The organism is Bacillus pretiosus, assembly GCF_052947655.1.
Window position 1 is genome coordinate 2,282,233 of record NZ_CM129593.1, and the last position, 13,680, is coordinate 2,295,912.

Genomic DNA, 13,680 nt, shown 5'->3' on the forward strand with positions numbered 1-13,680 from the left:
GGATATTGGCTTTTATTCGGAAGTAGAAGAAATAAATAAGTTTAGGCGGTTCCAACTTGGCTTTGGTCGGCAACATCAGAATCAAATGTGTTGGTTGCACTAACACCGTTAAATGTATTAAGCACAAAAGCAACATTAGATGCACCCGAACCATTATAAGCTTTTGTATTTTCTTTTGGAGAAACATTATAAAAATCACCTAAGTTGAAAGAACCGTTACTATTTTGTACAACCATATTTCCGACAATAGATGGCATAACTTTCACCTTCTTTCCTAGGAAGTATTTAAATTAGTATATGGTATATGTGTCTAGTGGTTCATATAAAACGGAGAATTTTGAAATGAAGTTTAATTGAAAAACCAATAAAATAATCCTTTGAATAGAAAGCGAGGTTAAAAGAATGGGAGGTAATGTAAAGTTTTTAAATGATGATGGGATATTGGGTATGGAGTTTAAGGAAAGAACGATACGTATTTATAGCACAGAAGGTAATGTGATGGAATTACTTTCAACAAAAGAACGGCTTCAAGAGGATATCGATTTTCTTGAAGAATGTAAAAAGGAAATGAAGTAAAAGTTCAATAGAGTAAATCGAACGGAGGGGGACCGTATCGTATGAATCAATTGTCATTTTTTGAGGACATCGATGAAAAGGAAATGCGAAGACTGGTGGTGAAGGAGCTGAAAAACTACAAAGCATTGTGCGTCTGGATGAAAAATCAAGAAGATCAGGAAAATTAGCGAAGAGAATGTGTTTATAAGTTAGTACATTTATATATTGAAAAACTAGTTAAGCAAGGAGAAATAAAGGAAGTAAAAAGAAGCAGAAGAAAAAGATGATTCTGTAAAAAGCAACCAGTTGGGTGCTTTTTCTTTTACACAAAACAAACGAACTCAATGAAAAAAACAGCGATGTATGAGATTTTTATACTAGTCAGTTTAAAATTTAATATAGTGCGGTTTCTCTAGAAAGGAGAAACCGCACTATTATATTTGTAAAGATAATTAGAAATGTAGAGTTGAAACTTATATATATATACGAATTGTTAGCAAAAACTAGCAACTTCAGTGACAGGTGGAAGAAATAATTTACGTGGTATTGTAATAATCTCAAGAGCCATCTGAGCTGAATAGAGAAGTATTGGAGTTAATTCTAAAGCGTGAGTTAATAATAATATAAAGCTTGTTAGGATTGCAAAGCTCCCCCAAAAGAAACTTTTTGAAATGTTACGGAAATCTTTTATTAAGGAAAAGAAACAAATGCTGTAACAAAGAGAATCAAAAATTTATATTTATCAGCCATTAAACCCCTCCTAAAGAACAGTAGCTTATATTATAACGTATTTTTATGTATTATAATAAAAAGATTTCAAAATAAACAGTTTAAATGCGTAAAAACCACAACTAAAAAATATTAGTTGTGGTTTTTATTTATGAGTTCTTTGTTTTAGAAAATAGATAATCTAGAATTGAAAATTTAAAAATAGATTAGTGCCCTTATTATTGTTTGCTGGAGCTTTACTGGATATTTGACCGGACAATAAGACGAGCTTTGAATATATTAATAAAAAAGGGGATGTTGAACAATGGCTAGATATAGTTTACATGGAGGTCACAATAGTATTGTACAGGGTGCAAATTATGGGAATCGGAAAGAACATATTATGGATCGCCAAGTTAAGGATGCAGTTGTTGCTAAATTAAGAGCAGTAGGGCATACAGTTTATGATGATACTGATGAAGTAGGGACAACACAAGCGCAAAATTTAAATAACATTGTATATAAAACAAACTCACATGATGTAGACTTAGTAGTTTCATTTCATTTAAACTCATATGATACGAATGCTAATGGTGTTGAAGTACTGTATTATGACCAACAAGCTTTATCAGCAAAGATAGCAGCGCAACTTTCAAAAGATATTGGCTGGTCAACTCGTGGCGCGAAGGAGCGAAAAGACCTTTATGTATTAGCGAATACGAAAGCACCTGCAATCTTAATTGAACTTGGATTTATCGATAATGAAGCAGATATGTCAAAATGGAATCCAGATAAGATTGCAAATTCAATTGTTTATGCGTTAACGGGGCAATCTGGCGGGACAACTCCGCCATCGAAAAAAAATATCATTCAATCAGGAGCTTTTTCACCGCATGAAACCCCCGATGTAATGGGAGCATTAACGTCACTAAAAATGACAGCTAACTTCATCTTACAATCGGATGGTCTAACATATTTTATCTCTGAACCAACTTCAGATGCGCAACTTAAAGGAATGACGGATTACCTTGATCGTAAAGGCTGGTGGTATGAAGTTAAGTAAAGATTTTAGTTTAGTGGAACAGAATATTTAAAAATCAATAGTCAAAAAAGAGGATTACTTATAATGAGTAATCCTCTTTTTATTTTATCTCGTATGAATAAGAGTAGATATAGAAGATTACCGCCTTAAAACTAAATAAGTAATGCATGTAAGCGGGAGGTTCATTTGGTATATCAGCTATATTTGTAAATCATACTTTTAAACAGAAATAAAATTTAGAGTTTGAATTTAATTGATTACAATTGAAAAAGCACTAAAAACTAATAAAACGGCCATAATGATGTTAAAAGATTTAGTATGTTTTAATAAAAGTTTTTGGAACATGGAACCAAATAAGCTCCAACTAAATGTACTCATTAACCCGACTACACCTAGAAATAATGAGAAGAGTAGAAAACTTGAATATGAATTATAGTAAGGGAGAATAAAAGTTGACACTACAGTCAGGCCGAATAGTATCCCTTTAGGGTTAACAAACTGAAGAAAAATCCCCACTGTAAATAAGTTTTTATTATGTTTTTCATCGGAATCTGTACTAGTTTTACTAGTGAGTATTTTAAAAGCTAAATATAGCATATATGCTACACCTAAAATTTTTAAAGGGAATTCGATTATGGGTAGGATATTAATTAGTACAATATTAAAGAAGCTACATAAGGAGGTGAGGATGAAAAAACCGAAAGCTACTCCAAAACAAAATTGCATACTCCTTTTTAAACCATGTTGATTAGCGTATGTCATAGCTAAAAAATTGTTAGGACCGGGTGTGAAGCTACTTATAAAAACAAATAACAAAAAAGAAAATATAGGCATTTCAAAACCCCCTAATTATTTGTGTATGTTATAATGACCGAAAAGAACAATATAACGTGTGCTCTTTATTATACATAACGGTCGTTATATTGTATATAGTGTAGGGGTGTTTCTTATGGAAGAAATTCAACTTATTTTGGCGAAAAATTTAAAAACAATACGAGAGAAAGAAAAAATGAGTTTGGAAAAGGTCTCGCAATTAACAGGTGTGAGTAAAACGATGATTGGACAAATTGAACGAGGGGAGTCAAGTCCAACATTAACAACGATATGGAAAATTGCTAATGGTTTGAAAGTGTCTTTTACTTCTTTAATCAATAATCCGCAACCAGATACGAAAGTTGTTTTACGAAATGATGTTCAAGTATTATCAGAAGACAATGGGAGATATAAAGTGTATCCTTCTTTTCCTTTTCAAGATGATAGGAACTTTGAAATCTATACGGTTGAAATTGAAACAGAAGGAAAATTAAGTTCGGAAGGCCATAAAGAAGGGACCGAAGAATTTATAACGGTGTTTGAAGGGGAATTGATAATTGAAATAAATGATTGTCAATATACATTAAATAGCGGAGATGCAATTTGCTTTAAGGCGGATAGACCGCACTCTTATCATAATTCCGGAAGTACGCTAACTCGGTTAAGTATGACCATTTATTATCCAGCTGCATAAACTTACAATTGCATCAAGAATATAAAGAAATGTGTGTTGATAAACCATCTATAAGAGATGGTTTTATTTTTTTAAATTCATAAAAAAAGACACTCGTTTGAGTGTCGACATAGTATTGCTCTCGCGTATAGGATTGGAGTATGTTTCTCAAATACGTTTTGAGATGGTTCGCATTTTGGGAAACTGTCTTCTTATTCAATGTAACATTGGCAGGGAGAAGTGTAAATTGATAATGTATATACGGAAAATTTAGTATAGATGGTTATTACTATGAGTATAGTACAAATTGTTTTTATTGCTTAATCACTGTCGTGAAATTATTGAAATATTATTAGCTTTAGGAATGACGTAATAGTTACTACTTTAGCAGCTAAGAATGTTTATTATAAAAAAGAATGAATCATTTATTAATCGATTCGTATAATTGTTAAAGAGGCACCTGTTGAACCACCTCCAACTAAATTAACTATGGATAATACGCCGAATATTTGAAGGGAAATTGTATTACCAGCAATTAAATTGGTTATTAAATTATTATTATAGTTTGAAGTTGATATTGCGGGTGAAAAAATAGATCCGGGAAGTGGAGTCGAAGAGTTTAATAGTAGCCTTGTACCAGCAAGTAGAGAAGTTGTTGTATTAATTTGATAGGTTAAATAATATCTTCCAGTAACAGGAATTGTATATATATCATTTGTAGCGTTCACTGTAAAATTACCGAGACTTTGGTTATTAGAAAGTGGAATATTAGTTCCACCTAATATGACTGAGATGGGACCACCTAATGTATTATTAGCGAACATAGAGTTTATTGTAATAATGGGTCCAGTAATGCCTGTAGGACCGGTATTACCTGTGGGCCCAGTAGGACCTGTCAGTCTGTATGGAAGAATAATTTCAAGAGCCAGTGATAATAGTTCTTTTTTCATTTTTCATTCTTATCTTGAATATAAATCACCTCATTTTTAAATTAGAATGTAACCGATTTAGTATTTTGAAATGGAACTATCATTTTATTATATTAATACTACTAGTTATAGCAACGGTAAAAAGTTTACTATATGTAAAAATCATTTGAGAATGAAAAAAGTAGTTATGAAATTCTTCTAAAATGATAGATGTATTATTTTGTTAAGTAGTAAACAAAAATGTGGAACGAGGTATTAAAGTGAAGCGAGAAAATAAATTATCAATAAATAAAGCTATGATAGAACCTGAAAACATTGGACCTACGTTTCCAGTTCTTCCCCCAATTTATATTCCAACGGGCCCAACGGGAATGACCGGTCCGACGGGTCCAACTGGTTTAACGGGATCACCGGGAGTAACAGGCCCGACCGGTTTAACGGGATCACCGGGAGTAACAGGCCCGACCGGTTTAACGGGATCACCGGGAGTAACAGGCCCGACCGGTTTAACGGGATCACCGGGAGTAACAGGTCCAACCGGTTTAACGGGATCACCGGGAGTAACAGGTGCGACTGGTTTAACGGGATCACCGGGAGTAACAGGCCCGACCGGTTTAACGGGATCACCGGGAGTAACAGGCCCGACCGGTTTAACGGGATCACCGGGAGTAACAGGTCCAACTGGTTTAACAGGATCACCGGGAGTAACAGGTGCGACTGGTTTAACGGGATCACCGGGAGTAACAGGTCCAACTGGTTTAACGGGATCACCGGGAGTAACAGGCCCGACCGGTTTAACAGGATCACCGGGAGTAACAGGTCCAACCGGTTTAACGGGATCACCGGGAGTAACAGGCCCGACCGGTTTAACGGGATCACCGGGAGTAACAGGCCCGACCGGTTTAACGGGATCACCGGGAGTAACAGGTCCAACTGGTTTAACAGGATCACCGGGAGTAACAGGAGTAACAGGTCCAACTGGTTTAACAGGATCACCGGGAGTAACAGGTCCAACCGGTTTAACGGGATCACCGGGAGTAACAGGTGCGACTGGTTTAACGGGATCACCGGGAGTAACAGGTCCAACTGGTTTAACAGGATCACCGGGAGTAACAGGTGCGACTGGTTTAACGGGATCACCGGGAGTAACAGGCCCGACCGGTTTAACAGGTGCGACTGGTTTAACAGGGGCAACGGGTCCAACTGGAGTTATTGGACCAATAACAACAACTAATTTATTATTTTACACTTTTTCAGATGGAGAAAAACTTATATATACAGATTCAGATGGGATAGCTCAATATGGTACAACACACATATTACCTCCTGATGAGGTTTCCTATATTAATTTGTTTATTAATGGAATACTTCAACCACAACCATTATATCAGGTTAGTAATGGTCAGCTAACTTTATTGGATAATCAACCACCAACGCAAGGTTCTTCAATTATTTTGCAATTCATCATTATTAATTAAAAAAGACAGATTCTTAAATAAAAAGAATCTGTCTTTTTGTTCTACATTAAAGTAGATAAACTAAGTGACGATAAATTCGATTGTAATTGGAATTCCGCCGTCTAATGCATCTCCGCCAGGAATTGTAATAGCACCAGTAGGTCCAGTAGTAATACTGGAGTTCACACTAGGTTGAAGAATGCCGTTTACATAAAAGTTGTAATACGTAAAAGTCGGAAAAGCAGTTGCAGTAGTACCAGCATCGTTTAAACAAGCTGTAGCAGCAATTGCAAAAGCTGCACCTGTTCCAGCTCCTAGTGTAGATGTAAATCTTCTAGATGCCATAAATGGTTGGATGATTGGCAATTAATTCTCACTCCTTACAATATTTTATTAGAACGAAGTATAAAATAACTTGTCCACTATATTGTATGAGAGTTTTTTATAATAGAAACGGCTTCCCCTTTATAAGGTGAGCCCAATTTTAGTAAAGAAATGTTCTTTACTTATATGAAAAAATGATGTTGTTACTTGCGGAATGTATATTAATCGTAAATTCGAGTTTTGTATTCAACTTAAAATGTGTCTTTGGCTCTAAGGGATAAACGTGGAAAAATAAAATAAACTCTTAAGTTTAGGTGTTTAATCTAAGCAGTCAATTATTAAAAACATATAATTAATATGTGAGTCATGAACATAATTAAATAACGTTTTCAAGTTTGATTATCATTCATGTTTCCTATTTTAAGAGAAACATATAACTCAACTACTTTTTTCAATCGCATCTTTTATAGTACTTAGAATAGGAAAACACTCAACTATAAGAAAAGTAAGGAGGAAATAAATGAAACATAATGATTGTTTTGATCATAATAACTGCAATCCGATTGTTTTTTCAGCAGATTGTTGTAAAAATCCACAGTCAGTTCCTATTACTAGGGAACAATTAAGTCAATTAATTACTTTACTAAACTCATTAGTATCAGCTATTTCAGCATTTTTTGCAAATCCAAGTAATGCAAACAGATTAGTGTTACTCGATTTATTTAATCAATTTTTAATTTTCTTAAATTCCTTATTACCTTCTCCAGAAGTTAATTTTTTGAAACAATTAACTCAAAGTATTATAGTTTTATTACAATCTCCAGCACCTAATTTAGGACAATTGTCAACATTATTGCAACAATTTTATAGCGCCCTTGCACAATTCTTCTTCGCTTTAGATCTTATCCCTATATCCTGCAACTCAAATGTTGATTCTGCAACTTTACAACTTCTTTTTAATTTATTAATTCAATTAATCAATGCTACTCCAGGGGCGACAGGTCCAACAGGTCCAACAGGTCCAACAGGTCCAGCAGGAACCGGAGCAGGTCCAACGGGAGCAACAGGAGCAACAGGTCCAACAGGCCCAACAGGAGCGACAGGTCCAGCAGGTACTGGTGGAGCAACAGGAGTAACAGGAGCAACTGGCCCAACGGGAGCAACAGGAGTAACAGGAGCAACAGGCTTAACAGGAGCGACAGGTCCAACAGGAGCGACAGGTCCAACAGGTCCAACAGGTCCAACAGGTCCAACAGGAGCAACAGGTTTAACTGGTGCAACAGGCTTAACAGGAGCAACAGGCTTAACAGGAGCAACAGGTGGCGGAGCTATTATTCCATTCGCTTCAGGTACAACACCATCTGCGTTAGTTAACGCATTAGTAGCTAATACAGGAACTCTTCTTGGATTTGGATTTAGTCAGCCTGGCGTAGCTTTAACTGGTGGAACTAGTATCACTTTAGCGTTAGGTGTAGGTGATTATGCATTTGTAGCACCACGTGCAGGAACTATTACGTCATTAGCAGGTTTCTTTAGTGCAACAGCTGCATTAGCTCCAATATCACCTGTGCAAGTACAGATACAAATATTAACTGCACCAGCAGCAAGTAATACGTTTACAGTACAAGGCGCACCTCTATTATTAACACCAGCATTTGCCGCAATAGCGATTGGTTCTACAGCATCAGGGATCATAGCTGAAGCTATTCCAGTAGCAGCTGGGGATAAAATACTGTTATATGTTTCGTTAACAGCAGCAAGTCCAATAGCTGCAGTTGCTGGATTTGTAAGTGCAGGTATTAATATCGTTTAATTTGTTACAATGTCTGTTTGAAATTTAAATTGGCATTTGTATATAGCCCTTCCTAAGTTTATTAGGAGGGGCTATATTTTATGGGAAGATAGGTGATAAATTAATTGAGAAATTACTCTTTGTGAAGTTAGTATATAAGAAAAATCAGAATGCATGATTTATACTTTATTATTTATGGAATAAGTTAAATGATTTGAAAAAATTACCTATAAATAAAAAAGATGAATTCTATTAAAAATAGAATTCATCCATTTCATAAACGGTATACAAGGGAAGAAAGTTATTTATCGTGAGCGTTGAAATGTTATAGTTCAAATTAGTAATAAACTATTTGTTTTTATTACAGTTACATCCTTTTTTCTTTACATAGCCTTGTTCGGCTAAATCTCTTTGTGATTGGGAATTGGAAGATTGAGAATTCGAAGACTGAGAGGATGCTGATGAACTACTATTTTTATTATTAGAGTAGTTTTTTCGATAGTTATAATTACTCATAGTACTATCACCTCCAATTAAATATATAAATAGTATATGTATGTACTCTATTAATTGTTACGAAAAAAATAGGAATGGTAGATATACAATAAAAAATCTCCTACGTATTTTCCGAGGAGATCAATAATTGTCTATTAATGAAATAAATTAATATCCCCAGTAAAGAGGGAAATAGTATGAATCTTGGTAATATAAATTTTGTTGTTGGTTAGGAGGCTGAGTTGTTGGGGTTATCGTGCCGCGGTTCTGATTACAGTTTGCTGGAGGACCAATTACTGTAGTGGATTGAATAGGGGATATCGCTTGTTTCCATTGTTGTTCATCGAGACAGTAAGTATGAGCCATCATATTAGCGGGAGTTAATCTTAAAATATCAGAACCAAAAATAACTTCTGGGGTTGGGGCATTGAAAATAGCTAATAAGTGAGTACCATCTGCTGTAGCAATTTCATAATGCCACCACGCTTGTGGAATGTTGGCAACTTGCCCTGGTTTTATCGGTAAGTTTAATATTTGGTTTGTAAAAGGATTAAGTAAGGAAACAACAGCAGATCCTGAAATACAGTAAACAAGTTCAGCTGCATTTTGATGAATATGTGGCTCTACAACATTTCCTGTACTTAAATAGATATCTAATAAAGAAGTATTTTCTAAAGTATTTAATTGTTTTATGCCAAGTACGTTTATATAATTTTGGGCATCTTTCTTAAAAAAATTACTTTTATTTAAATCATGGGTGAAATTGGTTGAGGGGGAAGTGTAGTCGATATTAGAAGTCATTTGTATTACCCGCCTTTCTTATATTTTCATGCAATTTGAATTTAGGATATGAGTCTAGTTATTGAAATGTGAAAGCGTTGCTGCCCTTGGTTTGTAAAGTGATAAAAATGTTCATTTGAATGCACTATAATTACAAGAGTTGCATTGCGAAAAAAGGTGCTATTAATTACAATTAATGTAAAAGATAGCGCTTTTTTAATTTGGAGTACAAGGGGAGTGCAGAAAATGAACCATACTATTTTAAAAGAGTTGGAAGTTGAATTAAAAAATTACTTTCAACCGTTTTTGAATGCACCTGCAACAATAGAAGAAATTCAATATGCCGAAAGTGAAATGGGAATTGCGTTTCCAGATGAATTACGTAATCTTTATCTTGCACATAACGGTGAGGATAAATCAGGACCAGGGTTGTTTTTTGGTTTGCCATTTCTCTCGTTAGATGAAGTTTTGGATGAGTGGAGAATATGGAAAAGAATTGAAGAGGATGATTTTTTTAATTTTGATGCATTTTCAATACCAACAGAATATATTAAGGAAAGATATGTGAATCACAATTGGATACCTATTAGTAAAGATTATGGCGGTAACAATTTAGGAATAGATGTTGATCCAGATGAAAAGGGGAAAGTGGGACAAGTTATTAATTTTGGACGAGATGAAGAAGTGAAATATGTAATTGCAAATAGAATTTCAGATTTGTTACTATTTATTTTACAAACGCTAAAAAATAAAAATTTCACCATTCATCAAGAGGAAGATTATTTATATTGGAGTTATGGTGCTAATGATAATATACATTTTTTAGACGCTTTATTTAATATTGAATTACCTGTTTTACAGCCCCAATTTATATTTCAATCTGAAAATAACGTTAATGATTGGTACGATAGTTTAGATGAGAATTGGAGATGTATAGTGGGTGCATCTGAACGTGCAGACAGGTTTATTAGAGAGAAGAGATTATATTTAGGTGGAAAAGGGTTAGTAGATATTAGTCCATTACAGATGTGTACAGAAGTGAGAGAACTAATTTTATCCGGAAATGAAATTCGAGATTTAGCAGGATTAGAACGAATGAATTCTTTAAAGAAGTTATATTTAGTTAATAATCCGGTTCAAGATTTAACGCCAATCATACATCTAAAACACTTACAAGAAATGAATATAAAGAATACGAAGATAAATAATTTATCGGAACTTGTAGAAATGTCATCATTAAAAAAATTAAATATTACACATACTAGTATTCAAGATTTTTCGTTGCTACCGCAGTTTCAAAAATTAGAATCGCTTTCTGTACATATTTCAAATCGTGAGCAGCTCTATGCGATTTCGAAAGTAGATAATTTAAAGCATTTATATATTTTAGGTTTAGAGAATGTTAGTGAATTGGATTTGCTTGTTTTGCAAAATTTAAATAAGTTAATCACAATTGAATTTGAAAATAGCATCATTGCTAATTTAAATTGTTTTCAACACAATGCGTCAATTCAAAATATAAAATTGACAGATACAAAGGTAAAGGATGGAGCGGCATTAGGTAAAATGAATGGGCTAAAGGAATTAGAATTAGATGGCGCAACAATTGATAACCTTGAAACGATTTGTTGTTCGCATTCATTAGAAATATTTACAGGAACGTTTGAACAATTTTTTATGTTAAAAGACTCGTTTGATAGAAATATAGATTTTTCAAAAATAATTGGAGGAATGAGTGAAGAAGAAAGTGAAATTTGGCACCAGCATGTAATTGATTAGAAAATAACATTATTATGTAAATAAGTTTGTTTGTAGAAGGTGAAACTGTTTGACAGTTGATACTGCAATAAAGTGGTTAGGTGAAATAAATTATGTGTAACTGAATGTCACATCCCCCCTTAATCGTTCGTCTTGTATGTAGAACGTATAAGGAGGGATTTTATTATGAAAAATTTTGATGTAGCAATTGTTGGTGGTGGGCTTGCTGGATTAACAGCATCTATATATTTAGCGAAAGCTGGAAGGAAAGTTATTGTATTAGAAAAGTCCAGTCACTTCGGCGGCCGAGGGATGACTATAAATAAAAACGGCATTTGTATGAATCTTGGTGCACATGCTTTATATAGAGGTGGAGAAGCGTTTATAACTTTTAATGAGCTAGGAGTAAACCTTCCAGGTGGAATCCCATCTACAAAAGCACATGGAATATGGAAAGGGGATATTTATACCATTCCAACAGATTTTCGCTCCATTTTATCAACACCGTTACTTTCATGGTCTGCAAAAGTACAGTTCGCTCGTCTTATGATTCATTTAGGAAACTTAGATGTAGGAAAAGTTCCGAAAATGAGCCTAACTACATGGGCAGAAAATGAAATTAAAGATCCAATGGTTCGAAATATATTTTATGCATTATGCCGAACAACAACATATACGTATGCTCCTACAATACAATTAGCATCTTCCGTACTAAAGCAAATACAGCTTTCTATGAAAGAAGGAGTACTTTATGTAGATGGTGGTTGGGAGACGATAATAACAAATTTAAGAGGAATAGCGAATACTAGTGGTGTACAATTTCTGGCTAAAAAGCATGTTTTAAAAATAGAGCATTGTGAAGGAAAACAAAGAATACAATGTTTTGACGATGAAGTATTTGAAGCAGGTGCAGTCATTGTAACAACTCCACCGAAAGAGGCATGTAAAATTATAAAAGGTACAGAAGGAACAAGTTTGCAAAAATGGAGTGAACAATCTATACAAGTGACCGTGGAAGCGTTAGATATTGGTTTAAAACAATTACCGAATCCTTTACATCATTTTGCATTGGGATTAGATCAACCTATATTTTTCACGAATCAATCGAGAGCAGCGAAATTAAGTGAAGATGGATCAATTGTAGTGAGTCTAATTAAATACCATAACCCTGTACTAGAACTGAATCATATTCAAGAAGAGAAAGAACAGTTAGAAAATATGATGGAATTGTTACATCCGAATTGGAAAAGAGAAGTTGTTGCACAGCAATATTTACCGAAAATAACGGTAGTATATGATTTTCCTCATATTGACCGTGTTGAAAAACCAGGCCCTAACATACCTGGAATGCCAGGTGTTTATGTTGCAGGAGATTGGGCTGGGCATGATGAAATATTAGCTGATGCTGCGGTGGCAAGCGGAAAACGTGCAGCGTTACACATATTAAAGCAATCCGAAAGTGAGGCAGTTCATCATGGAAACGGAGCAATTATATGAAACGTATCAATCATTATTATTTTCGTTAGCATATAGAATCCTTGGGAGTGTTATGGATGCTGAAGATATCGTCCATGACGTATTTATATCAATTAATAATATGGAGGACGTTCAAACTATAGAAAATATGAGAGCCTATTTATGTAAAATGGTAACAAATCGCTCAATTGATAAATTACGTTCGGCAGCACATAAACGGAACGTATATGTCGGAATGTGGTTGCCAGAGCCATTTGTGGAAGAGGTTGATGATCCATCAGAGTCATTTGTAATGAAAGAATCAATTTCTACGGCATATTTATTACTTTTACAACAATTGTCTGAGGTAGAGAGAGTTGTTTTCATATTAAGAGAGGTTTTCAGCTATGAATACGAAGAAATCGCTTCAATTGTAGATAAGAGTAGTGCGAACTGCCGAAAAATCTTTCAACGTGCAAGGAAAAGTATTTTGGGTAAGCCGAAGCAGTCAACATTAAGTACTAAGAAGATGGCTGCCTATGTGGAGAAATTTGTATCATCTTTGCAGTGTGGGGATGCACAAGGCATGTTAGAAGTATTAAAAACAGATGCGATATTAAAAGCTGATGGTGGTGGTAAAGCTACAACTGCAATCCATCCAATCTATTCTGCAGATAGAATTATACGTTTATTCTTTGGAATTGGGAAGAAGTTCCCGGAAGAGTACAATGTTGATTATAAGATGGTAAATGGAGCCCCAGGTGTTATTGTTAAAGTAAATAATAAAGTGACTTATGTGCTTTCATTTACATTTGAGAATGAGAAAATCTCAAACATTTATATGATGGTTAATCCTAAAAAACTTATGCACTTAAATGTAACGGTATAAAAAAAGACGC

14 protein-coding genes and 1 pseudogene are annotated in these 13,680 nt (G+C 34.5%); 9 read left to right on the forward strand and 6 right to left on the reverse strand.

Annotated features, from left to right (window positions below):
* Window positions 1-41: 41 nt before the first annotated feature.
* Entirely contained in the window at window positions 42-257 is a 216-nt protein-coding gene (locus ACU8YW_RS11750; protein WP_088063347.1) for a spore germination protein, read from the reverse strand.
* A gap of 145 nt (window positions 258-402) precedes the next feature.
* Between ACU8YW_RS11750 and ACU8YW_RS11755 the strand changes: the two genes are divergently transcribed.
* Both ACU8YW_RS11755 and ACU8YW_RS11760 read left to right on the forward strand, forming a co-directional pair.
* Complete coding sequence (locus tag ACU8YW_RS11755) at window positions 403-576, forward strand: hypothetical protein (protein ID WP_262719999.1); 174 nt, start codon at window positions 403-405, stop codon at window positions 574-576.
* 41 nt (window positions 577-617) lie between these two features.
* Window positions 618-743 carry a hypothetical protein gene (locus tag ACU8YW_RS11760; RefSeq protein ID WP_255294011.1) on the forward strand — a complete coding sequence of 42 codons (126 nt, stop codon included), beginning with the start codon at window positions 618-620 and terminating at the stop codon, window positions 741-743.
* A 305-nt stretch (window positions 744-1,048) separates the two neighbouring features.
* Here the strand turns inward: ACU8YW_RS11760 and ACU8YW_RS11765 are convergent.
* Window positions 1,049-1,305, reverse strand: a pseudogene (locus ACU8YW_RS11765) (hypothetical protein).
* Window positions 1,306-1,588: 283 nt separating this feature from the next.
* Here ACU8YW_RS11765 and ACU8YW_RS11770 point away from each other — a divergent pair.
* A complete protein-coding gene (locus ACU8YW_RS11770; RefSeq protein WP_426933675.1) occupies window positions 1,589-2,326 on the forward strand; it encodes an N-acetylmuramoyl-L-alanine amidase in 738 nt (245 codons plus the stop codon).
* A gap of 228 nt (window positions 2,327-2,554) precedes the next feature.
* On the opposite strand, the gene ACU8YW_RS11775 is transcribed toward ACU8YW_RS11770, so the two are convergent.
* Window positions 2,555-3,139: a LysE family transporter gene (locus ACU8YW_RS11775; protein WP_088063349.1), complete on the reverse strand. Its 585-nt coding sequence runs from the start codon at window positions 3,137-3,139 to the stop codon at window positions 2,555-2,557.
* A gap of 58 nt (window positions 3,140-3,197) precedes the next feature.
* Here ACU8YW_RS11775 and ACU8YW_RS11780 point away from each other — a divergent pair, with 58 nt between their 5' ends.
* Window positions 3,198-3,812 carry a helix-turn-helix domain-containing protein gene (locus ACU8YW_RS11780; RefSeq protein WP_097908792.1) on the forward strand — a complete coding sequence of 205 codons (615 nt, stop codon included), beginning with the start codon at window positions 3,198-3,200 and terminating at the stop codon, window positions 3,810-3,812.
* Between the two features lie 407 nt (window positions 3,813-4,219).
* Here the strand turns inward: ACU8YW_RS11780 and ACU8YW_RS11785 are convergent, their stop codons facing one another.
* Window positions 4,220-4,741 carry a BclA C-terminal domain-containing protein gene (locus ACU8YW_RS11785; RefSeq protein WP_426933674.1) on the reverse strand — a complete coding sequence of 174 codons (522 nt, stop codon included), beginning with the start codon at window positions 4,739-4,741 and terminating at the stop codon, window positions 4,220-4,222.
* A 239-nt stretch (window positions 4,742-4,980) separates the two neighbouring features.
* On the opposite strand from ACU8YW_RS11785, the gene ACU8YW_RS11790 reads away from it, so the two are divergent.
* Window positions 4,981-6,198 (forward strand): DUF4183 domain-containing protein, encoded by a 1,218-nt coding sequence (locus tag ACU8YW_RS11790; RefSeq protein ID WP_446894067.1) that lies wholly within the window; start codon window positions 4,981-4,983, stop codon window positions 6,196-6,198.
* A gap of 60 nt (window positions 6,199-6,258) precedes the next feature.
* On the opposite strand, the gene ACU8YW_RS11795 is transcribed toward ACU8YW_RS11790, so the two are convergent.
* The gene (locus ACU8YW_RS11795) at window positions 6,259-6,543 is read right to left on the reverse strand and encodes a DUF4183 domain-containing protein (protein ID WP_088063353.1); all 285 of its coding nucleotides are present in this window, start codon (window positions 6,541-6,543) and stop codon (window positions 6,259-6,261) included.
* A 478-nt stretch (window positions 6,544-7,021) separates the two neighbouring features.
* On the opposite strand from ACU8YW_RS11795, the gene exsJ reads away from it, so the two are divergent.
* Window positions 7,022-8,314: an exosporium protein ExsJ gene (gene exsJ / locus ACU8YW_RS11800; protein WP_426934584.1), complete on the forward strand. Its 1,293-nt coding sequence runs from the start codon at window positions 7,022-7,024 to the stop codon at window positions 8,312-8,314.
* Window positions 8,315-8,956: 642 nt separating this feature from the next.
* On the opposite strand, the gene ACU8YW_RS11805 is transcribed toward exsJ, so the two are convergent.
* Window positions 8,957-9,589: a cupin domain-containing protein gene (locus ACU8YW_RS11805; RefSeq protein WP_046955871.1), complete on the reverse strand. Its 633-nt coding sequence runs from the start codon at window positions 9,587-9,589 to the stop codon at window positions 8,957-8,959.
* A 225-nt stretch (window positions 9,590-9,814) separates the two neighbouring features.
* On the opposite strand from ACU8YW_RS11805, the gene ACU8YW_RS11810 reads away from it, so the two are divergent.
* The 3 genes from ACU8YW_RS11810 (at window position 9,815) to ACU8YW_RS11820 (ending at window position 13,670) form a co-directional block, all read left to right on the forward strand.
* The gene (locus ACU8YW_RS11810; protein WP_088063355.1) at window positions 9,815-11,347 is read left to right on the forward strand and encodes an SMI1/KNR4 family protein; all 1,533 of its coding nucleotides are present in this window, start codon (window positions 9,815-9,817) and stop codon (window positions 11,345-11,347) included.
* 165 nt (window positions 11,348-11,512) lie between these two features.
* Complete coding sequence (locus ACU8YW_RS11815; RefSeq protein WP_088063356.1) at window positions 11,513-12,823, forward strand: phytoene desaturase family protein; 1,311 nt, start codon at window positions 11,513-11,515, stop codon at window positions 12,821-12,823.
* On the forward strand, window positions 12,801-13,670 hold the full coding sequence (locus ACU8YW_RS11820; protein WP_426934582.1) for a sigma-70 family RNA polymerase sigma factor: 870 nt from the start codon (window positions 12,801-12,803) through the stop codon (window positions 13,668-13,670). The genes ACU8YW_RS11815 and ACU8YW_RS11820 overlap by 23 nt, the downstream gene beginning before the upstream one ends.
* Window positions 13,671-13,680 lie beyond the last annotated feature (10 nt).

Excerpts from the sequence above, each read along its gene's own strand:
- ACU8YW_RS11770 (WP_426933675.1), top strand. The coding sequence starts at position 1,589 with ATGGCTAGATATAGTTTACATGGAGGTCACAATAGTATTGTACAGGGT.
- ACU8YW_RS11815 (WP_088063356.1), top strand. The coding sequence starts at position 11,513 with ATGAAAAATTTTGATGTAGCAATTGTTGGTGGTGGGCTTGCTGGATTA.
- ACU8YW_RS11785 (WP_426933674.1), bottom strand. The coding sequence starts at position 4,741 with ATGAAAAAAGAACTATTATCACTGGCTCTTGAAATTATTCTTCCATAC.
- ACU8YW_RS11820 (WP_426934582.1), top strand. The coding sequence starts at position 12,801 with ATGGAAACGGAGCAATTATATGAAACGTATCAATCATTATTATTTTCG.
- exsJ (WP_426934584.1), top strand. The coding sequence starts at position 7,022 with ATGAAACATAATGATTGTTTTGATCATAATAACTGCAATCCGATTGTT.
- ACU8YW_RS11755 (WP_262719999.1), top strand. The coding sequence starts at position 403 with ATGGGAGGTAATGTAAAGTTTTTAAATGATGATGGGATATTGGGTATG.
- ACU8YW_RS11810 (WP_088063355.1), top strand. The coding sequence starts at position 9,815 with ATGAACCATACTATTTTAAAAGAGTTGGAAGTTGAATTAAAAAATTAC.
- ACU8YW_RS11775 (WP_088063349.1), bottom strand. The coding sequence starts at position 3,139 with ATGCCTATATTTTCTTTTTTGTTATTTGTTTTTATAAGTAGCTTCACA.
- ACU8YW_RS11750 (WP_088063347.1), bottom strand. The coding sequence starts at position 257 with ATGCCATCTATTGTCGGAAATATGGTTGTACAAAATAGTAACGGTTCT.
- ACU8YW_RS11805 (WP_046955871.1), bottom strand. The coding sequence starts at position 9,589 with ATGACTTCTAATATCGACTACACTTCCCCCTCAACCAATTTCACCCAT.
- ACU8YW_RS11760 (WP_255294011.1), top strand. The coding sequence starts at position 618 with ATGAATCAATTGTCATTTTTTGAGGACATCGATGAAAAGGAAATGCGA.